The organism is Pseudoalteromonas sp. SG45-3 (assembly GCF_014164075.1).
GTDB classification, from domain to species: Bacteria; Pseudomonadota; Gammaproteobacteria; order Enterobacterales; family Alteromonadaceae; genus Pseudoalteromonas; species Pseudoalteromonas distincta.
On sequence record NZ_JACJEN010000004.1, the window covers coordinates 263311 to 283500 of the forward strand.

Sequence of the window (20190 nt, forward strand, 5' to 3'; positions counted from 1 at the left end):
AAAAAATCCCAGCTTAAGCTGGGATTTTATAAACAATGTTAAAGCTTACTTAACACGGCTTACGTATTCACCGTTACGAGTGTCTACTTTAATTACTTCGCCAATTTGTACAAATAATGGAACTCGTACTACAGCGCCTGTGCTAAGCGTTGCTGGTTTACCACCAGTACCCGCTGTATCACCCTTAAGGCCAGGATCTGTTTCAGTGATCTCAAGCTCAACAAAGTTAGGTGGTGTAACAGCAATAGGGCTGCCGTTCCATAATGTAATTGTACATAAATCATTTTCAACTAACCATTTAACTGCATCGCCTAGTGCTTTTTCGTCAGCGGCAATTTGCTCAAATGTTTCGTTGTTCATGAAATGCCAAAATTCGCCGTCTGTGTATAGATACGCTAAATCTGTATCCATTACATCAGCACCTTCAACTGATTCACCCGATTTAAAGGTTTTTTCAAGCACCTTACCAGAGATAAGTTTACGGATACGAACACGGTTGAACGCCTGGCCTTTACCAGGTTTTACCATTTCATTTTCTAAGATACTGCAAGGCTCGCCGTCCATCATAATTTTTAGGCCGCCCTTGAACTCGTTGGTGCTATAATTCGCCATCGTTTCCTCTATTTATATTTTTTCGAGTAATCTACATGCCAATGATACAAAGAAATGAAGCAAATTTGCATAAAAACTGGCAAAAAGAATTAGCAAATGTAGTTACCTGCCCAAAAACCTTGCTTGAAATGGTCGGTTTATCGAGCCAAGTCCATGAAAACGACCTAAAAGCCCGCAGTTTATTTCCGGTACGCGTGCCTATCCCTTTTATAAAAAAAATACGCAAAGGCGATCCAAACGATCCTCTTTTATTGCAAGTCATGCCACGCCATCAAGAATTTTTAACTAAGTCGGGTTTTAATAAAGATCCCCTACTTGAGCAAGATAACGAACAACCCGGCCTTTTACATAAGTATAAATCGCGTGTTTTAGTAATGTTTAAAACCGGCTGTGCAGTCAATTGTCGTTACTGCTTTAGAAGGCACTTTCCGTATCAAGAAAACCAACTTAATAAAAAAAGCCTGCTTGAAACACTAAGCTACATAAAATCTGATGCCAATATAAACGAAGTGATTTTAAGTGGTGGCGATCCGCTGATGGCCAAAGACGATGCAATAAGTTGGTTTTTAGATGAGCTTGAGCAATTACCACAAATTAAACGAATGCGAATTCATAGTCGTTTACCAGTAGTTATACCGGCGCGAGTAACCGATGAGCTATGTGAGCGATTAGCAAAATCGCCATTAAAAATTATTTTTATTAATCACATAAACCACGCCAACGAAATAGACGCTGACTTTAAAGCAGCCATGCAAAAGCTTAAACAAGCAAACGTAACGCTTTTAAACCAAGCTGTAATTTTAAAAGATGTGAATGATACGCTCGATGCGCAAATAAATTTAAGCGAAGCGTTATTTGACGCAGACGTATTGCCGTATTATTTGTATTTGCTCGATAAAGTTGAAGGGGCCAGCCACTTTGATATTAACGAAGAAGACGCTATAAAAATAATGGCAGAGCTATTAAAAGCCCTGCCTGGATTTTTAGTGCCTAAATTAGTGAGAGAAATAGGTGGTCAAAAAAGCAAAACACCTATCGATCTTAAGTTAGGGAGTGTTAACCTTTGATGGTTGAATTTGCAGCAGTATGTTTGGCTTTTAGGCAAGGCTGAGCCTGTGTAGTGTGGTTATTCCCCATAAATAGGCGATAACGCAGCATAAATGCCAAACATGCGCTGCCCTTCGGGTTCTTCCTAGGGGCGATGAACTCTTTGTTACTCGGTTTTTACTTAGCCCACTAGGTTACAAACCTCGCGCCGCGATTTAATCGCCCCTAGATTGAACAAATTTCAATCCGCAAAGATCAACACGCCCTAGTTTAAACATATATATTTACGTTGTTACCCAATGATGCAGTTACCGACTTAACCGGTGTTTGTGCACTTGACGATTGTGCAGCACCTTCAATAAGTGCAAGTGCTGCTGCGCCATCTGCTAGTTGCTGCTTTTTAGATAAAGCAGCGCTATAAAGCTCACTGCCTTGGCCTGAGCCAGAAACAGCGGGTAAACTTGTGCCTGATATATTCATATAACAAACCTGACTTTTAAATGTAATCCAAGTATTATGTCGGCCATGCAGTACAAAGCTTTAGGAAAACCATGGATTCAATTATTGAACAACTCAATACTAATTTAAAAATTGTTTATCGTCAGGCGCTTGATGCCGACAAAAAACTCGATGAACTACAACAGCAAGGCCATGGCAAATTTAAAGCCTTATTTGCACAAGATGCTGGTTTTAGCTTTGAAGCTAAACGTTTTAAGCCGTATGTTCTTGACGTAGCCGCTGACGTTGAAAGCTTATCTAACGATGGTTTTGATGAAGAAAAACTTAAAACAACCGTTATTAAGTTACAACAAATACTCACGCTGTTAGCTACTTTTAAGTAAAGATTAAAAAGCAAAAATGCCGCTATTTAGCGGCATTTTTATTTTAAGTTAATCTAAACTTGGTAATATTTGCTCACCAAACCACTCTGTTAATAAGCGTTTTTCGTAATATAATGATTCTTCGCGGCCCATTTTAATTTTATCCATAAAGCCCATATCTTTGAGCTCCACATCAGTATCTTTACTAAGCACTGTACCGTCGTTATCGGTTAACGAATAATTAAGCTTAATGCGTGGAAAGTATATTGGTTTTACTACACGAATTTCCTCCATACCACCATAACGCACATCTCCCGCTAAATCTAAATCAGTAAACTCTACGTTTAACTTATAATCTTTTGGTAGTTGCTCAGCTAATTTAGACATATGTTTTTCAAAACTTGCCGCAATACTTTTGTGATACGAGCCCTTAGCTTGGTTAGACGCTCGCACATCACGATAATCATTAAAGTCATTCCATTTAACAACAGACTCACCAGCATGGGCAAGCGCAGGTAATGCGATACACATTGTTGTTGCTATTTTTTTAACTAAATTCATATCTTTCTCCAAAGAGGTAACCAATCACAAAAGTGTGGATTGGAGTAAACCTAGCATTAGCTATTACTAAAGCTATTTTAGCACTTGTTTATTAACTATAACTTAATCTTACGAATCAAGTGTTACTTGTTTTGCACAAAATGTAATCAAAAGTATTTAATGTGCTGATATCAAAAAAATACGATTAAAATCATATAAATTACAGATAAAACATGTAAATCACCTCTATTTATGGTGAAATTAACTTAATTGATAAAAGGTACCCACGGAGCTTTCATGACTATTTTAGTAACCGGTGGCGCAGGCTATATTGGCTCGCACACTGTTTTAGAACTTTTACAGCAAGGTAACGATGTTGTTGTTATTGATAATTTAAGTAACTCATCACAAGAATCACTTGCGCGCGTAAAAAATATAACAGGTAAAGAAGCCACTTTTTACCAAGGCGACATTCTCGATAAACCCTTTTTAGATTCTGTATTTGCAAAACATACGGTTGATAGTGTTATACATTTTGCGGGTTTAAAATCAGTAGGCGAGTCGGTTGCAAAGCCAGTTGAGTACTATCAAAACAACGTTCAAGGTACGCTTACGCTTGTTGATGCGATGCGCGATGCGGGTGTATTTAAATTAGTATTTAGCTCGTCAGCCACGGTTTACGGCGACCCAGCAAGCTTACCAATCAAAGAAGACTTTCCTGTAGGCGGTACTACCAACCCTTACGGCACATCTAAGTTAATGGTTGAAATGATGCTACAAGATATCGCTAAATCCGATGAGCGCTTTGCGTTTGCTATTTTGCGTTACTTTAACCCAGTGGGTGCACATGAGTCGGGCTTAATTGGTGAAGATCCTAATGGTATTCCAAACAACCTTTTACCGTTTATCGCACAAGTAGCGGTAGGTAAATTAAAGCAACTCGCTGTATTTGGTGATGACTACGACACAGTTGATGGCACCGGTGTGCGCGACTATATACATGTTGTAGATTTAGCGATTGGTCATTTAAAAGCGCTTGATAAAATTGCCAGCAGCACAGGGGCATTAGTTTATAACCTAGGTACTGGTAATGGTTACTCTGTACTACAAATGGTTAATGCATTTATTAAAGCAAGCGATCAGGCTGTACCCTATCAGGTTTCACCTCGCCGCCCTGGTGATATTGCAGCGTGTTATGCAGCGCCAGAAAAAGCACTTAATGAACTTGGCTGGGAAGCAGTGCGCGGTATTGATGAAATGATGCAAGATACCTGGCGCTGGCAGTCAAATAACCCTAACGGTTATAAGGGTTAAGCAAAAACGGCAAGTGAGAAAACATAGTAATTATGTAGTTTTGCTTCTCTAAAGCGCAGTGACCTCTTAGCCTCTTTGTGAATAAATCACTTAAAACCTTATTGCACAAAGAGAAGCAAAAGAGGAGTAAATGAGAAGACATAAAACATAGTAATTATGTATTTTTACTTCTCTAAAGCGCAGCGACCTCTTAGCCTCTTTGTGAATAAATCACTTAAAACCTTATTGCACAAAGAGAAGTAAAAGAGGAATAAATGAGAAGAAACCAAAACCTAGAAATTACGAGCTTCGCTCGTCACGCCAGCAAGCTGCGCGTCTACAGGTAATTTAACTACAGCGTTAAGTTTTGGCTGTAAGCGTAGCGCTTACCACGCGAAAAGCGCAGCTTTTAATTACTTATATTTAAATACTTATATCCAATATTTAATAACGAGTATATTCGTTATGTCTGTGCCCACTGTCTTAGTAAGTTATGGTACACACCTGTTAATTGAATAATCTCTGGGCTATCTTCTACTTTGCTGCGCAAACTTTGAATCGACATATCTAAATCAAATAACAAACCACGTTTTTCGTCGCTGTTTACCATGCTTTGCAGCCAAAAAAATGAGGCTAATCTGCGCCCACTCGTTACAGGCATTACACGATGTAAACTCGTTGAAGGGTACAACACCATACTGCCTGCGGGCAGCTTTACACTGTGTGAGCCATAAGTGTCTTCAATAACAAGTTCTCCGCCCTCATAGTCTTCGGGGTCATTAATAAATAACGTCATTGATACATCTGTACGAATTTTTACTGGCGTACCCGGCACTTGTCTAATTGCATTATCTACATGCACACCAAACGATTGCCCGCCTTGATAGCAATTAAATAACGGAGGAAAAATTTTTGCAGGAAGCGCTGCCGACATAAACAAATTACTACGCGCAAGTGCTGCCATAATAATATCGCCAAGCTCTTGGCATTCAGGACTATTTTCAGGTAGCTGTAAGTTATTTTTTGCTTTGGTTGATTGATGGCCTGCGGTAATACTGCCATCGGCCCACTGTGCTTTAAGCAAAACCTCATGGCAATACGCCACTTCTTCTTTCGTTAATAGCTCTGGAATTTTAACTATCATGTGCGCCCTCTCACATTTTCATCAAATAATTAAGGGCAGGTAATAGGCCTGCCCTTATGCTTACTTTTATTTTTTAATTTGTTTTAAAATTAAAAAGAGTAGCTCGCTGTTAAACTAAACTTACGACCATCACCTGGTACAAAGTGTCCACCACCTAACTGATCAACGTAATCTTTATCACCTAGGTTTTCACCATTAAGCTGCAGGCTCAAATCTTTTGATATGTCATACGCAACCATCAGGTCAAAAATAGTATAACCTGGCGCACGAGAGCGTGTTGACGTAGTGCCGTTGTAACGCTCACCTACATACTGCGCACCTAAACCAAACGATAACTTATCCGACATATCGTACGTAGTCCAAACACTTGCGCTATTTTTAGGCGTACGCGCAAGCTCGTTACCAACTTGAGTTGCGTCGTCGCCTAATGCTTCAGTTACTTCGCTATCTTGGTAAGTGTATGAAGCAATTACAGTCCACTCTTTAGTAATTAGGCCCGTTGCTGAAAGCTCTAAACCTTGAACGCGCTGCTCACCACCGAGTATTTCGTCACTTGAGCTATCTGCAAATGGGTCATCAGTACGGGCATTGGTTTTTTCAGTACGGAAAAGTGCAGCATTAGTTTGCAGGCGACCATCCATTAGGCTCCATTTAGTTCCTAATTCATAACTGCGGCTTTCTTCTGCGTCTAAATCAGCTGCATTTGAACGCGTAGATACCGTTAGGCTTTCCGCCGATGGGTTAAATGAATTACCTGCGCCTAAATACACACTGCCATTTTCTGTAGGTTTATAAACTACAGCTGCATTCCAGCTAAATAAATCGTCACTTGTAGAAATTAAAGCGCTTGGATCATTGTAATCGTTGTGATAATCCGTAGTGAAGCTATCAAAGCGAATTCCACCTGTAACTTCCCATTGCTTGTTAAGCGTCACTGTATCAAATGCATAAATAGCTTGGTTTTTAGCTTTAGCTTCAATGCTTGTACCGTCACGGCCGTACACACCCGTAAATGCAATTGTTGCATCAGGGTTGTATAAGTCATTGCGTATTCCATCTTCAATCAGGTTATCAGGCGTAGTTGCAACAAAGTTATGGCGTGTAAACGTTTCATTTGCAAGTTCAACACCCACTACTACGTCGTGAGTAAAGCCAGCAAATTCATAGTTACCAATTAAATCAACTTGAAGTGCAGCAAGTGAATTTTCAGTATCACGTGTTTTTTCATCTGCAAAGGTAATGTCAGTGTCTGTTGTAACCGAGAAATAACGCGGTGCAGTTGTTACTGATTCACGCTTAACTTTACCTAAACGACCTTGCACACGTAACGTAGTATTTTGAGAAAAATCATACTCATAACGAGCTGTTGTTGAGTAGGCTTCAATATCTTCGTAATCACGGTAAATATTACCGTAAAAGTTATCAAAGTCGACAGGAGAAGGTGAGCGTGCACTATCTGCAAGTTCAGCTACTGGCGTATCACTGTAAACCCAAGGAATACCATAATCTGGTAAATTGTCTTGGCGTTGATACTCTAGGTTTAAATCAAAACGGCTGTTTGTACCAAGCCCTGTTGCAAATGCAAACGCAACAGCATTTGTTTCGTTTTCAACATGGTCGCGACCTGCAACATCACCTTTATCAGTAAGAAGATTAATACGTAGTGCGCTTGTGTCGTTTACTTGAATGTTAGTATCAAAACGACCACGGTAATCGTTTTCTGTACCTAAACGTAGCGAAACGTCGTTAAAGTTGTCTAACTTCGCCTTTTTACTTTCTAAATTAACACTACCACCTGTTGCGCCACGACCAGAAACTGCAGAGCCTGGGCCTTTTGCAACTTCAACGGCTTCAATGTTGTAAATATCACGTGTGTAACCTGCAACATCGCGAATACCATCAACAAAAATATCATTTGTTGCACTAAAACCACGAATCGACATGCTATCGCCAGTAGGTGAGCCACCCTCACCTGCTGCTAAAGAAATACCTGAAACATTACGCAAAGCATCACGTAGGCTATCTACGTTTCTGTCTTTCATTACCGCTTGGTTGATTACTGTTACCGTTTTAGCTGTATCGAGTAGCGGTTGAGTGTATTTATGCGACGTTGATTTTTCTACAACATAACTAGACTCAGTTTTAGTTTCTGCTTTGGTTACCGATAGTTCTTGAACATCCTGTGCACTTGCCCAAGTTGAAAGCGTAGCTGTAACAACCGCTGCAATTGGCTTCACGTACGCATTTCCTTTATTCGATGGCTTACTCATGGTTACTCCGTAGTTTTTATTAAGCACTTAACTATTGTTAATTTAAGGTACATATTTAATTTCGGCGAAATCCTACCACTCAAACAAAGTAATGTAAACGATAACTGTTATCAATTGCATTGTTATGTGAATTCCTATATTGTATACACACTTAAAAATTAACAGTAATTACGTCCTTGTAATTGCTTGTCGTAACTTTCAGGATTGTTGTTAAGTAATGCGAAGCTTAATTAAACCAATTAGCGTAGTTATCGCGCTTTGTAGCACTATGGCAGTAAAAGCCGACACTGTTAGTGAGCTAGAACAACTCGTTAATAAATGGCTACAAATAGAAAATCAAAACACAGAATTAAATACTCATTGGCTTGAACAAAAAAGCAGTATGGAGCAAACCTTAACGCTTCTTAATGCCGAGCAGCAGCAACTTAGCGAGCTTAATCAGCGTAGAAAAAAAAGCACCAGTGAGCTTGCCCAAAAACGCGAACAGCTTGTAACTCAGCAATCAGAACTTGAAAATGATCAACAGCAATTAAATGATCAACTAGCACGTATTTCTGGGCAATTACTTTCATTACAAGTGCAACTCCCCCCGCCACTTTTGAGTAGTTGGAAAAACGCTGGTGATTTAAGCGATTCAAAACTCAGTACAACTGACAAATTACAAACAGCACTAAAAATGCTGACTCTACTTAATGATTTTCAACAACGTATTTCTATTCACGAAATGGCTATTAAGCATCCTGACGGGCAAGAAGTATGGGTTAAGCAGCTTTATTTAGGTGCAGCTCAAGCATGGTTTGTAAGTGAAGACTTAAGTTACGTAGGTATTGGTTTTCCAAGTGACTTAGGTTGGCAGTGGGAGTTTGATTCAAGCATTAATGCAGAACAAGTTGCACTGGGTATTGCTGTACAGCAAAAAAAGCGCGCTGCTGATTGGGTAACACTCCCAATATTAAGTTATGTAAATAAAAACCAGCAAGGGGCTAAATAATGGCTACTAACAGCATAATTAAAGTATTTAGCGCCACGGTTTTACTTTTTAGTGCAAACATATCTTTTGCAGCTAGCAGTGATGATGCTAAGCAAAGTATTTTAAGTGATATTAAAACAGCGCAGCGTACTCTAAGTAAAACTCAAAATAGCATTTCAAAAGAGCAAGCGACCCTTGCAAAGCAAATTTTTACCAAGCAGCAATCGCTCAGTAAATTACGCGAACAAGCCGCTGTTAATCGCCGCCTAGCTGACGAAAACACATTAAGTCTTGATCAGTTACAAACCCGATTAGACACTTGGCAACAGCAGCAGCAATATCAATTAAACTTACTTAGCCGTTTTGTACGCCAAAACACCAGCAATAGTGCTAGCAGTAACGAGTCGGCTAATAGCCAAAACGAGTTATTAAGCCGTGTTGTATCGCTAATTAATAATCAAGAGCAGGCACTTTATCCACAGTTTAAAAAACAATCGGTTGTGCTAAGTAATGGCGAATTAAGCCAAGCTAATACCCTTCAAGTCGGGCCTGTTGCATGGTTTAGTACGCAAACACCTAAACTTATGGGTTTATTAAATTTAGATGATGAATCTAATGCATTAAAAGTAGCGTTAGTACAATCAACAAGTGACGACAACCCACTCGATAATACTTTAAAGCAAAACGGTGTAGGCTCTACATTACTTACTTTTGATCCTAGTTTAACGCACTTAGTAACTAGCCAAGCCCAACAAGAAAGTCCGCTTGAACACCTAGAAAAAGGAGGTTTATGGGCTATCCCTATTATTTTATTTGCCTGCTTTGCACTTACCATTGCGCTATTAAAAGCCGCACAGCTACTGCGTTTAAGTAAAATTAAAATGCACTCTCAAATGCAATTACAGCAACTTTTTAAAGCTGAAAATAGCAGTGAATTTTCAGGTATGCAGCAGCAGCTATTTAACTTAACGCTGCAAAGCGAAAAAGGCCAAGTACGAGACGATCAATTATTTAATCAGTTAATTCATGATAAGCATAAACTCGATAACTTTATTGGCGCTATTGCCGTTACGGCTGCAGTAGCCCCACTACTTGGCTTGTTAGGCACTGTTAGCGGCATGATCGAAACATTTAAAATGATGACTTTGTTTGGCTCAGGCGACCCAGAAGTTGTATCGGGCGGTATTGCACAGGCACTTATAACAACCGAGTTAGGTTTAGTTGTTGCTATACCAGCACTCGTTTTAAATGCACTGTTATCGCGTAAAGCAAAAGCGTACTACAGCCAACTAGAAGGCTTTGCATTACAGCTAAGTCAACTAGAGAAAGGAGAAACCAATGTTTGAGAAAATCGTTAGTAACCCTATTTGCTGGTGTATTCTTTTACTCGCTTTATTTGTATACCAGCTGATTTTTCATGACTTACTGCACCTTAAACAATACCAAGCGCAGCGCAAAGGTTATTGGCAAGAAGTTAGCTCTATTTTAACTGCAGCGCTTCCGCTACTTGGTTTATTAGGCACCATTGTTGGTTTGCTTGATACATTTAAAGTAATGGCGCTGGGCCATAACGAGTTAATGAGTGACGCCATTGGTGACGCATTACTAACAACTCAATTGGGTCTTGTGTGCGCTATTCCTGCGTGGTTAATGCAAGCGTATTTAGCGTATTCACAGCGTAATCCTAAATTACATACGTTAAGTAAGCAGTTAGGGTAACACTATGCAATCACGTTTAAAGCACAAGCTAGAGCAAGAAGCGGGGCAACATATCGATATGTCGCCGCTACTTGATGTGGTATTTATATTGCTAATATTTTTTATTGTTACAACCGTATTTGTACGCGAAAGCGGCGTTGAGGTTGATAAACCACAAGCCGTATCGGCTAGTCGTCTTGAGCAGCAAGTTATATTTTTAGCAATAACCGACAACCAACAAGTATTTTTTGATGGCAGCCAAATTGGTGTTGCTGGTGTGCGTAGTAGTGTCGAGCAAATGTTAAAACAGCAACAACGTCCTGTGGTTATTCAAGCTGATAAAACAGTACCTACTGAGTTACTTGTTCAAGTAATTGACGAAGCAAAGCTGGCAGGCGCGGCGCAAGTTAACTTAGCGACCAAGCAATAGTATGCACACGATTAACTCGCTTCAAAAAACAAAAAACAATCGCCATCCGCTGTTTGCATTTGGCCTTAGCCTCATTGTGCTTAGTGCTGCATTACTGCTTTTATGGCTTGGGCAACTTGCTGAACACCATATACAAGACAAAGTGGTTGTACGTGAGATTGCCATGGTGGCACTGCCACCTCCGCCACCTCCATCAATATCACAACAGCAAACAAGTGAGCCAATGCAAAGCTTAGCGGTAGAAGGTGCAGGCGCGTCAATTCAAGCCGTAAAAATTAAGATAAAGAGTGATTTAAGTATTGTAAAACCCGATACACCCAACGTAAAAGTAAGCGCGCCACAATGGCAATCAATGAGTGTAAATTGGGATGCATTTAGCTTAAATCAACTCGATGGTCTCCCCACTTTACTTACTCCCGTCAAGGCCGTTTTACCAAAAAGCTTAACCCGCCGAGGTGTTGATGTATTTACTGTAAAACTCGATGTATTTATTGATGAAAGTGGCAAGTTAAGTTTAATTGAGGTAGTACAAAACCCATACCCTGAACTTAAACCAGCTATCGACAAAATTATTAAACAAAGCCGCTTTAGTGCACCTAAAAAAGAAGGTGAAACCGTACGCGCTCGCTTTATTTGGCCAATCGAATTTAAACCTTAAGCCTATTAAAATGAAAAATATGAATATATTTAAAACGCTAAAACCATTAACTCGCGCAGTTATCACTACTTTAATGTGCTCACTCCCTTTATTAGGTGTAAGTAGCGTGCATGCAAGCGCTGCTAGTACGCCATTAAAAAGTGCGCCACTAAAAGTAACGTTATCGCCTAGCGATCCAACATGGCAGTTGGCTATAAATAATAAATTACTAGGCCCTACAGAGGTCCTTATTGAACCGACCGAGCGCGGTTTTGCTCGCCAAGTGCAACCACTTTTACAAGCAGGTAATTACAGTGAAGTTGCGGCGCTATTTAAAGGCCGAGATATAAGCCAAGATAGCACTGCTTTAAACTTATTACGTGCACAAGTACTGCTTTCAACAAAAGATTTTGATAAAGCAGAAGCCGCTTATTTAGCATGTTTAAAAGCATCACCTGATTTAGTAAAAGCTCACCAAGGTTTGAGCCTTTTATACATGCAACAAGCAAAGTATGATAAAGCGCAAACACATCTAGTTCACAGTATTGAACTTGGCCAAGCTGATGCACAAAGTTATGCGCAACTTGCTTATATACACGTACAGCACAACCAACCTTGGAGCGCAGTAGCGGCCTACCGCCAAGCGCTTATGCTAGCGCCAGAAACAAGCCAATATCAACAAGGTCTATTGTTTGCGTTAATTGAATCGGGTGATTTAAGTCAGGCAAGTGCATTACTAAAAGAATTACTTAATAAAAGCCCTGATAAAGCTGAACTTTGGCTGCAACGTGCACAAATAGCATTACAGCTTGATCAAAAAAAGCAAGCGCTTGCTGCTATTGAAGTGGCCTTAAAACTCAACCCTAAAGATACCAGTAACCAGCTTTTAGCAGCCCAACTGCATTTAAGTGAAGGCAGCACTGAACGCGCTGTGAGTTTATTAAAGCAAGGTTTAAAACACGCCACTAAACAGCAGCAAGTTGAGGTTATTAATACCACGATGCAAACTTTAGGCTGGCTTGTATCTCAACAAAAATGGGATTTAGCTAAAGAGCTAATAGGCAGCGCAAAAAGATTAACTAAGCAGCTACCCCGTGATGAACAAGCGCAGTTTTCTGTATACAGCGCACAAATTGCTATGCAACAAGGTAATACTAAACGTGCTCTTAAAAGCTTAAATAATGCACTTAAAATAAACCCGAATTTAGGTGATGCCCTACTTAGTTTAGCAAGTATATATCGTAGTAAAGGCCAACTCACCCAAGCTAAACTTATGTATGTTCGTGCACAAGCTCTGCCTGATTACCAACTATCGGCGTGGCTTGGATTATCGCAAATAGCGATTGATTCTAAAGACTACCCGAGTGCGCTAAAGCATCTTAGAAAAGCATTACAAGCCAACCCACAACGCCAGGACTTAATTACTAATATTCGCGCCCTTGAGAATATAGTGCGCCAAGAAGGGTAAGTTTAACACCGTGGTTAAATTTACTTGTATAAGCACAGCTTGCTGGCTGTGACGAGCAAAGCTCGTAATTTCTATGCTTTGATGTTTTCTCATTTACCCCTCTTTGTGCAATAAGGTTTTAAGTAATTTATTCACAAAGAGGTTTAGAGGGCGCTGCGCTTTAGAGAAGTAAAAATACATAATTACTATTGTTTTATGTCTTCTCATTTACTCCTCTTTTACTTCTCTTTGTGCGATAAGTTTTTAGATAATTTATTCACAAAGAGGTTTAGAGGGCGCTTCGCTTTAGAGAAGTAAAAATACATAATTACTATTGTTTTATGTCTTCTCATTTACTCCTCTTTTACTTCTCTTTGTGCAATAAGATCTTAAGTGATTTATTCACAAAGAGGTTGAGAAGGCGCTGCGCTTTAGAGAAGTAAAAATACATAATTACTATGTTTTAATGTCTTCTCATTTACTCCTCTTTTACTTCTCTTTGTGCAATAAGATCTTAAGTGATTTATTCACAAAGAGGTTGAGAAGGCGCTGCGCTTTAGAGAAGTAAAAATACATAATTACTATTGTTTTATGTCTTCTCATTTACTCCTCTTTTGCTTCTCTTTGTGCAATAAGATCTTAAGTGATTTATTCACAAAGAGGTTGAGAAGGCGCTGCGCTTTTCGCGTGAGCAAGCTCGTTTACAATATATATTAAAGCGTTACCAATTTTGCATTTCGACTATGCGTGATTGCGTGCGTGCATATTCAAAGCTCAACTTTTTACCTTTGTACAAATGTTCAATGTCGGTTTGCGCATTTATTACCAGCAATTTATGGCAATCGTAAAATTCATCGACTAAGGCAATGAAGCGCCGTGCTTCGTCGTCAAATGTGTGCTCATCAAGTGTTTGTTTTTCGCGTTGGTAACTATCTTCTATACCGTGAACAATAACTTTACCCGTTGCTTTAGCTCCCATTTGCGGCACGTTCGATACATATAACACATCAAATTGCGTTGCTAAAAACATATAGTCGTTAGCACTGCGTGGGCCTGAACATAGCGCCATAAAATCAATCATCAAGGCATTATCGGCTCTTAATAAATAAGGTAAATTGCGCCCATGCACAGTAATTGTATTGTTGCATGTTACTACTGGATACGAAGCTAAAAACTCATTTTTATAATCGTGATTTGATAAATTAATAAAATAGTGACGGCTGTTTTTACCATATCTAAAGCGGTGATCGTCCTCCCCTGCCACGTTAATTATATGACAATGGTTATTAATTAAATCAATAGTAGGTAAAAACCGCGCTCGTTGTAGGCCGTTGTAATAAAGCTGCTCTGGCTTTGCGTTCGATGTGGCCACCAGCACAACACCTTGTTCAAACAACGCATTGAACAATCTCGCCATGATCATAGCATCGCCAATGTCGCTCACAAAAAACTCGTCAAAACACAGTACTCGAATATTTTTAGCCCACTGTTTTGCAATCAGAGTTAATGGATTTTTTTGACCTTGTAGCTGCGTAAGTTGGGCATGCACTTGCGCTATAAAATGATGAAAATGCAGCCGCTGCTTTTGCTCAGTAGGTAGGTTTTTATAAAATAAATCCATTAACATGGATTTACCGCGCCCTACGGGTCCATATAAATAAATGCCTTTTATTAAGGGCGCTTTTTGCCACCATGATGTGTGAGCTTGAAGTTGCTCGCTTAGCGTATTTAAAGCTTCCACTGCATTTTGCTGCGCTGCATCAAAACACAGTTCACCCGTGTCTATTTTTGCTTGGTAAAGGCTTAAAATTTGTGTGCTGTGCACTGTCATGGTATTTCACTATCGGCTATAATCGCGCCCATTGTAGCCGACTAAAAATGTGAACCAAAATGAAATTCCCTTGCCGCTTAGATAAATTTATTAGCCACTTAGCTGAAATACCGCGCACCCAAGCTCGTGCTAGTATTAAGCGAAAAGAAGTAAGCGTGAATGGCGAAATAATCACATCACATAATTTTCAGCTAGCCCAGCAAGATGAAGTACTGCACCAAGGTACGCCTTTGGTATTTTTAGGTAAGCGCTATTACATGCTAAATAAACCTGTTGGCTATGTATGTGCCAACAGTGACGAGCTTCATGAAACTGTTTTTGACTTACTTGATGAGCCAAATATGAGCGACTTTCACGTAGCAGGTCGCCTTGATATAGATACCACCGGGTTAGTTATTATTACTAATGATGGCGATTGGTCACATAAAATTACGTCGCCTAAAAGCAATAAATTTAAAACCTACCTAGTAGAAACTCAAGAGCCTATTACCGATGAAGCACTTGAGCAATTACGTACAGGCGTCATGCTGCATAACGAAAAAGATTTAACCCGCCCAGCTATTGCCGAACGACTTGCTAATTACGGACTGCGTTTATCAATAAGTGAAGGAAAGTATCATCAAGTTAAGCGTATGCTTTACGCGGTAGATAACAAAGTGGTTGAGTTACATCGCGAGCAGATTGCGGGGATTACCCTAGATGAAAACTTGGCCAGTGGTGAATATCGATTATTAACACCCGAAGAAATTAAGTTATAAAAGCGCTTTAAAGGAGCCTAAGTTTGGATATACTAGGGCGTGTTGAGCTTTGTGGATTGAAATTTGTTCAATCTAGGGGCGATTTAATCGCGGCGCGAGGTTTGTAACCTAGTGGGCTAAGTAAAAATCGAGCAACAAAGAGTTAATCGCCCCTAGAAAGAACCCAAAGGGCAGAGCATGTTTGGCATTTATGCTGCGTTATCGCCTAATTATGGGGAATAACCACACTACATAGGCTCTGCCTTGCCTAAAAACCAAACATACTACTGCAAATTCAACCACCAACGTTCAACACGCCCTAACTAAAACAATATAGCCAAACTTTTACTTGAGCCTGTTGGCTTGCTCTACTAAAATAGCGCCCTTCAAAATTACTAAGGTCGGCCGTGTTAGTTAACTACAATCCCCCCATGAGTCCGTATTTAACGATACTTTTTCAGGATGACGATTTACTGATAGTTAATAAACCAAGTGAGTTATTAACTGTCCCAGGTAAAGATCCTAAACATGCCGACAGCTTAATTAATCGTGTTAATCGTGTTTTTCCAACAGCAAGAATAGTGCACCGCTTAGATATGGCGACTTCTGGCATACTGTGCCTTGCCATGAATAAAGCAGCGCACAGACATTTAAGTATGCAGTTTCAAGAGCGCGAAACAGCTAAACGTTACATAGCACGTGTATACGGACAACTTGAAGCTGAAACAGGATCAGTAGATTTACCCCTTATTTGTGATTGGCCTAATCGCCCTAAACAAATGGTTGATCACGACAGAGGTAAACCTTCACTTACGCATTTTAAAATACTTGAGCGTAAAGAAAATGCAACCCGTGTAGAGCTAACCCCCATCACTGGTCGCTCGCATCAGTTACGTGTGCATATGTTAAGCCTGGGTCATCCTATTTTAGGTGACAGGCTTTACGCCCACAAAGAGGCACTTGCTGCAGCTCCTCGCTTACAGTTACATGCTCAAATGCTGCAATTAAAGCACCCTAAAACTGAGCAAGTACTTACTTTTGAAGCTGAGCCAGAATTTTAACCGGCGCAAATACTTCGTAAATTATTAAACTTTTAGATAACCTTGCCGATACCTAACTAATTGTCATTAGTTAGGTGCGTTATGCTATTTTCACGGTCTTTAAAGGCAGCTTTTTATATACAGCTCAGCTGTGCGCTACTTTTAGCTAACCTCATCAGCGCGGCTGAACATATTGCCCCACCTAGTCTATCAAGTATTGAAAATAGCGATATTGAGCGACTACTTCCAAGTGATGAAATAAAGCCAATATTAGCGGGTGAAACGGAATTTTTAAGCCTTTACAGCGAATATATGAGTAGTAATTTTAGAGGTATCGTAATACTTATACCCGACTGGCATTCTTCACCTACCAATAACTCAGGTGTGGACTACTTGCGCAAAGAGCTTAATAATTTAGGTTACAGCACCTACGCAATGACAGTGCCCGACATTGATTGGCAAGCAAGTAAAATGGCCAAAGCTACGCCTAATGAAGCAGAAACAGCGCCTAGTAAAGCCGATGAGCCTGCATCGCCCGACACAGCAACAAACGCACAATCACAGCCTGCAAAAATCAAAGATGAGCCTCATTACGTTAATGCAATTGAAAAAGTAACTGACGACATACTTGATGACTATAAAATAAATCTCATTTCTCGGTTTAATGCGCTGTATCAAACCGCTATGGAAGATTCGAGTAATATAGTGGTTATTGCACAAGGCACAAGTGCGGGTGTGTTGTTGGAGTACTATGCAGATTTTCCAGATGAGAGACTAGATGCGTTTATAAGTTTAAGCAGTTACTTACCTAATACTAAACGTAACGAAAATTTGAGCCAAACAGCGTCACTTGTTACACCCGCCTTGCTTGATATTTACTATGCAAATGACAGCACAGACATTTTAATGAGCCTTAAAAATCGTCAGCGCTGGGTTGAGCGAAATGCAAAATTTGATTACCGCCAACGCCAATTGTTTGGCCTGCGCGATCAACCTGGTCAACACGCACGCCTAACAAAAGAAATAGACGGTTTTTTACGCCGACTTTTTTAAATACTCATAAGCGGCTTGAATATCTTGGCTCTTTTTAACAGCCAATTCCATCATGTGCTTTGGTAAACCTTGCGATACTAATTTATCTGGATGATGTTGCGACATAAGTTTACGGTACGCTACTTTTATGTCACGTTGCGTTGCATCGCTATTTAAGCCTAATAACGCCAATGCTTGCGCACGGTTCATATTATTATTTGGCGGTACATGGTGGCCAGAACCCTCACGGTAACTACTGCTTTGACCTTGGCTTTGTTGCTGCTGATTAAAGCGCTGTTGTTGCTTTCTAAAGTTAAACTCAGCTTGATAACGTTTTAATACAAATGCAAAGTGTGTTTTAGAAATGCCTAGCTGTTTACTTACTTCTGCTAATAATTGCTTTTCTTGTTCGGCTAATACCCCGTCAGAAAACGCCATTTGTATTTGTATTTCTAAAAACAACTGTATTAGATCGTTTCGTTTAGCAAAGCGTTCTTTAAAATCGTGTACGGTTTCTTTAAGTGAAAAGTCGCCCTCTTTACCTGACTGAAATGCATGTTGTGCTTCGCGGCGTTCTTCGCCCTTTAAGCCCATTTCGTCCATGAACAAGTTAGCCGCTTTTATGTGTATTTCGCTCACTCGGCCATTCGATTTTGCAATGTGCCCCATGACAGCAAAGCAACTTGAAAAGAATAAAGCTTGGCGCTCGTGAACATCGTCACCACTAAATAAGCTAGAAAAACCGCCTGCTTTATCAAAGTTATTTTTTAAGCTTTTATCAAATAAATGACCTAGGTATAAACCTAAAATAGCACCAAATATTTTGCCAAACATAAAGCCAAAACAAAAACCGAGAATTTTTCCCCACATCTATAATACTGCCTTCTTAAAAATTGAGTTGTTACGCCTCAAGGCGCGTGTTTAATTGGTTTAAACGCTCTGGTGTACCAATGTCATCCCATTGCCCTATATAGAGCTCAGTAGAGACTAAATGTTCATTTAGCTTTTCACGTAAAATAGGCCCTAAAGGGCGAATACCTTGCGTTAATCCTTTAAAAAAATCAGCCTGATAGCGGCCAATCCCCGAAAAGGTATATTTTTGACTCTCGGCCGACAAATAGCTCAATGCAAAGTCGCCATCTGGGTTGTGTGGCGGGTTTTCTATAAGCACTATGTGCGCCTCACCGGGTTGCAAATGAAGTTGCATTAGCGCACTTACATCATAGTCGGTGTATACATCGCCATTTATTACAATGAACGAGTCGCCCAACAACGGTAACGCTTCAATAATACCGCCGGCTGTTTCAAGGCCACCTTCAACTTCTTGGCTATAAAGTATATTTACGCCAAATTGACTGCCATCTTTAAAGTAGTCTTTTATTTTATCACCCTGCCACGCAAGGTTTATTACAATATCGGTAATGCCGGCTGCTTTAAGGTTATTTATATGATGCTCAATAAGTGGTTTTTCTGCCACTTTTAACATTGGCTTTGGCATATTTTGCGTAAGCGGCATCATTCTTTGCCCGCGCCCTGCAGCTAAAATCATCGCTTTCATGAGTGCTCCTTTGCTAACTTTTCAGTCACTTTTGGCACTATGGTATTTTTTGTCCACTCACTCAATGCTTTAAGCTCTGGGTAATTTGCTGCTACTTCAATAATGTAATCAAGCGTCGGTAAAATATTATCTAAATAACCTGTTTTACCATCGCGTAAATACAATCGACAAAATATACCCGCAGCTTTTAAGTGGCGCTGTAATCCGGTTAAATCAAACCAATATTTAAACTCATCGAATGAAGTGTTAGTCAGTAAATTTTGAACTGTAAATTCTTGATAAGCAAAATCAAGTAAACTTGTTAATTCTTGCTCTGGCAATTTAAAGTAGCAATCGCGCAGTAGCGATACTAAATCGTAGCAAAGCGGCCCGCGTACAGCATCTTGATAATCTATAATGGCCCACTGGCCGTTACTGTTCATAATGTTACGGCTATGGTAATCACGATGAACGGTAACCGTAGGTTGCTCAAGCATCGCCTTTATTAATAGCTCTGAACTTGTTTGCCACATTATTTTTTGTTCTGCACTGAGTGGCTCATTAATAAAGTCGCTTACTAACCACTGGCTAAATATATCAAGCTCTAGCTTTATAAAATCTTCGTTATACGCTTGCATAGCAGAAGCTGTGGGCGTTTTTGCCCACTGAGCACTTAAATTAATTAATGCTTGATAATGCTCGGTGCGGTTTGCATCATCAAGCATGTCAGCTAGGTGCGTACTGCCTAAATCACTGAGAATAAAAAAGCCCTGTTTCTCATCGCTTGCAATAATAGTGGGAAGTAAAAAACCTTGCTCAACAAACACTTGGTTTAGCAAAATGTAAGGTTCGTTATTCACTTTTTTTGGATCTGAGTCCATCACTATTAAATGTTTATTATCGTGATTTAAACGATAATAACGGCGAAAGCTAGCATCCCCCGTGATCGCGTTTAAAGTATGCGACTTGGCATTAAGGTGTGTGTTTATAAATTGTTGTAAATTCTCAAAGCGTGTCATTTTATTAGATATCTATTTTTATAGGTCAATTACTGTAATTGCCATTATTTTCCTTTATTATGTGTATATTATATTAAACACAAAG

At 39.8% G+C, this 20190-nt stretch carries 21 protein-coding genes; 12 read left to right on the top strand and 9 right to left on the bottom strand.

Features of this window, described 5'->3' with window-relative positions; translation table 11 throughout:
- Positions 1 to 45: 45 nt before the first annotated feature.
- Positions 46 to 612 (bottom strand): elongation factor P, encoded by a 567-nt coding sequence (gene efp / locus H5126_RS07365; protein ID WP_024596699.1) that lies wholly within the window; start codon positions 610 to 612, stop codon positions 46 to 48.
- A gap of 41 nt (positions 613 to 653) precedes the next feature.
- Between efp and epmB the strand changes: the two genes are divergently transcribed.
- Entirely contained in the window at positions 654 to 1679 is a 1026-nt protein-coding gene (gene epmB, locus H5126_RS07370; protein ID WP_182719927.1) for an EF-P beta-lysylation protein EpmB, read from the top strand.
- Between the two features lie 250 nt (positions 1680 to 1929).
- On the opposite strand, the gene H5126_RS07375 is transcribed toward epmB, so the two are convergent.
- Positions 1930 to 2139, bottom strand: coding sequence for a hypothetical protein (locus H5126_RS07375; protein ID WP_182719907.1), 210 nt, complete (start codon positions 2137 to 2139; stop codon positions 1930 to 1932).
- 71 nt (positions 2140 to 2210) lie between these two features.
- Between H5126_RS07375 and H5126_RS07380 the strand changes: the two genes are divergently transcribed.
- On the top strand, positions 2211 to 2501 hold the full coding sequence (locus H5126_RS07380) for a hypothetical protein (protein WP_002960798.1): 291 nt from the start codon (positions 2211 to 2213) through the stop codon (positions 2499 to 2501).
- A gap of 48 nt (positions 2502 to 2549) precedes the next feature.
- Here the strand turns inward: H5126_RS07380 and H5126_RS07385 are convergent, their stop codons facing one another.
- Positions 2550 to 3041, bottom strand: a complete 492-nt coding sequence (locus H5126_RS07385; RefSeq protein WP_138488524.1) for a DUF3016 domain-containing protein — start codon at positions 3039 to 3041, stop codon at positions 2550 to 2552.
- A gap of 276 nt (positions 3042 to 3317) precedes the next feature.
- Between H5126_RS07385 and galE the strand changes: the two genes are divergently transcribed.
- Positions 3318 to 4334 carry a UDP-glucose 4-epimerase GalE gene (galE, locus tag H5126_RS07390; protein WP_002960801.1) on the top strand — a complete coding sequence of 339 codons (1017 nt, stop codon included), beginning with the start codon at positions 3318 to 3320 and terminating at the stop codon, positions 4332 to 4334.
- Positions 4335 to 4776: 442 nt separating this feature from the next.
- Here galE and H5126_RS07395 read toward each other — a convergent pair whose 3' ends face one another.
- A complete protein-coding gene (locus tag H5126_RS07395; RefSeq protein ID WP_002960803.1) occupies positions 4777 to 5457 on the bottom strand; it encodes a Fe2+-dependent dioxygenase in 681 nt (226 codons plus the stop codon).
- Between the two features lie 89 nt (positions 5458 to 5546).
- Entirely contained in the window at positions 5547 to 7727 is a 2181-nt protein-coding gene (locus tag H5126_RS07400) for a TonB-dependent siderophore receptor (protein WP_154904275.1), read from the bottom strand.
- Positions 7728 to 7944: 217 nt separating this feature from the next.
- Between H5126_RS07400 and H5126_RS07405 the strand changes: the two genes are divergently transcribed.
- From H5126_RS07405 to H5126_RS07430, 6 genes are read left to right on the top strand one after another with little or no spacing between them, the layout of a single operon-like run.
- Positions 7945 to 8718 carry a DUF3450 family protein gene (locus tag H5126_RS07405; RefSeq protein ID WP_024596704.1) on the top strand — a complete coding sequence of 258 codons (774 nt, stop codon included), beginning with the start codon at positions 7945 to 7947 and terminating at the stop codon, positions 8716 to 8718.
- Positions 8718 to 10043, top strand: a complete 1326-nt coding sequence (locus tag H5126_RS07410) for a MotA/TolQ/ExbB proton channel family protein (RefSeq protein ID WP_182719909.1) — start codon at positions 8718 to 8720, stop codon at positions 10041 to 10043. The genes H5126_RS07405 and H5126_RS07410 overlap by 1 nt, the downstream gene beginning before the upstream one ends.
- Positions 10036 to 10416, top strand: coding sequence for a MotA/TolQ/ExbB proton channel family protein (locus tag H5126_RS07415; RefSeq protein WP_002960812.1), 381 nt, complete (start codon positions 10036 to 10038; stop codon positions 10414 to 10416). Before H5126_RS07410 ends, H5126_RS07415 begins: the two co-directional genes overlap by 8 nt.
- A 4-nt stretch (positions 10417 to 10420) precedes the next feature.
- The gene (locus H5126_RS07420) at positions 10421 to 10825 is read left to right on the top strand and encodes a biopolymer transporter ExbD (RefSeq protein WP_036981164.1); all 405 of its coding nucleotides are present in this window, start codon (positions 10421 to 10423) and stop codon (positions 10823 to 10825) included.
- Position 10826: 1 nt separating this feature from the next.
- Positions 10827 to 11483 carry an energy transducer TonB gene (locus H5126_RS07425; RefSeq protein WP_154904278.1) on the top strand — a complete coding sequence of 219 codons (657 nt, stop codon included), beginning with the start codon at positions 10827 to 10829 and terminating at the stop codon, positions 11481 to 11483.
- Positions 11484 to 11502: 19 nt separating this feature from the next.
- Complete coding sequence (locus tag H5126_RS07430; protein WP_182719910.1) at positions 11503 to 12930, top strand: tetratricopeptide repeat protein; 1428 nt, start codon at positions 11503 to 11505, stop codon at positions 12928 to 12930.
- 700 nt (positions 12931 to 13630) lie between these two features.
- Here the strand turns inward: H5126_RS07430 and zapE are convergent.
- On the bottom strand, positions 13631 to 14740 hold the full coding sequence (zapE, locus tag H5126_RS07435; RefSeq protein WP_182719911.1) for a cell division protein ZapE: 1110 nt from the start codon (positions 14738 to 14740) through the stop codon (positions 13631 to 13633).
- A 59-nt stretch (positions 14741 to 14799) separates the two neighbouring features.
- On the opposite strand from zapE, the gene rsuA reads away from it, so the two are divergent.
- The 3 genes from rsuA to H5126_RS07450 all read left to right on the top strand — a co-directional run bounded on the left by rsuA (position 14800) and on the right by H5126_RS07450 (position 17570).
- Positions 14800 to 15498, top strand: a complete 699-nt coding sequence (rsuA, locus tag H5126_RS07440) for a 16S rRNA pseudouridine(516) synthase RsuA (protein WP_182719912.1) — start codon at positions 14800 to 14802, stop codon at positions 15496 to 15498.
- Between the two features lie 386 nt (positions 15499 to 15884).
- Positions 15885 to 16538, top strand: coding sequence for a bifunctional tRNA pseudouridine(32) synthase/23S rRNA pseudouridine(746) synthase RluA (gene rluA, locus H5126_RS07445; RefSeq protein WP_182719913.1), 654 nt, complete (start codon positions 15885 to 15887; stop codon positions 16536 to 16538).
- Positions 16539 to 16619: 81 nt separating this feature from the next.
- The gene (locus H5126_RS07450; RefSeq protein ID WP_182719914.1) at positions 16620 to 17570 is read left to right on the top strand and encodes a DUF3530 family protein; all 951 of its coding nucleotides are present in this window, start codon (positions 16620 to 16622) and stop codon (positions 17568 to 17570) included.
- Here the strand turns inward: H5126_RS07450 and djlA are convergent.
- From djlA to H5126_RS07465, 3 genes are read right to left on the bottom strand one after another with little or no spacing between them, the layout of a single operon-like run.
- Positions 17553 to 18419, bottom strand: coding sequence for a co-chaperone DjlA (djlA, locus tag H5126_RS07455; protein WP_165724335.1), 867 nt, complete (start codon positions 18417 to 18419; stop codon positions 17553 to 17555). The two genes, H5126_RS07450 and djlA, sit on opposite strands and share 18 nt — an antisense overlap.
- 31 nt (positions 18420 to 18450) lie before the next feature.
- Positions 18451 to 19107: an N-acetylmuramate alpha-1-phosphate uridylyltransferase MurU gene (gene murU / locus H5126_RS07460; RefSeq protein WP_182719915.1), complete on the bottom strand. Its 657-nt coding sequence runs from the start codon at positions 19105 to 19107 to the stop codon at positions 18451 to 18453.
- Complete coding sequence (locus H5126_RS07465) at positions 19104 to 20105, bottom strand: aminoglycoside phosphotransferase family protein (protein ID WP_182719916.1); 1002 nt, start codon at positions 20103 to 20105, stop codon at positions 19104 to 19106. The genes murU and H5126_RS07465 overlap by 4 nt, the downstream gene beginning before the upstream one ends.
- Positions 20106 to 20190 lie beyond the last annotated feature (85 nt).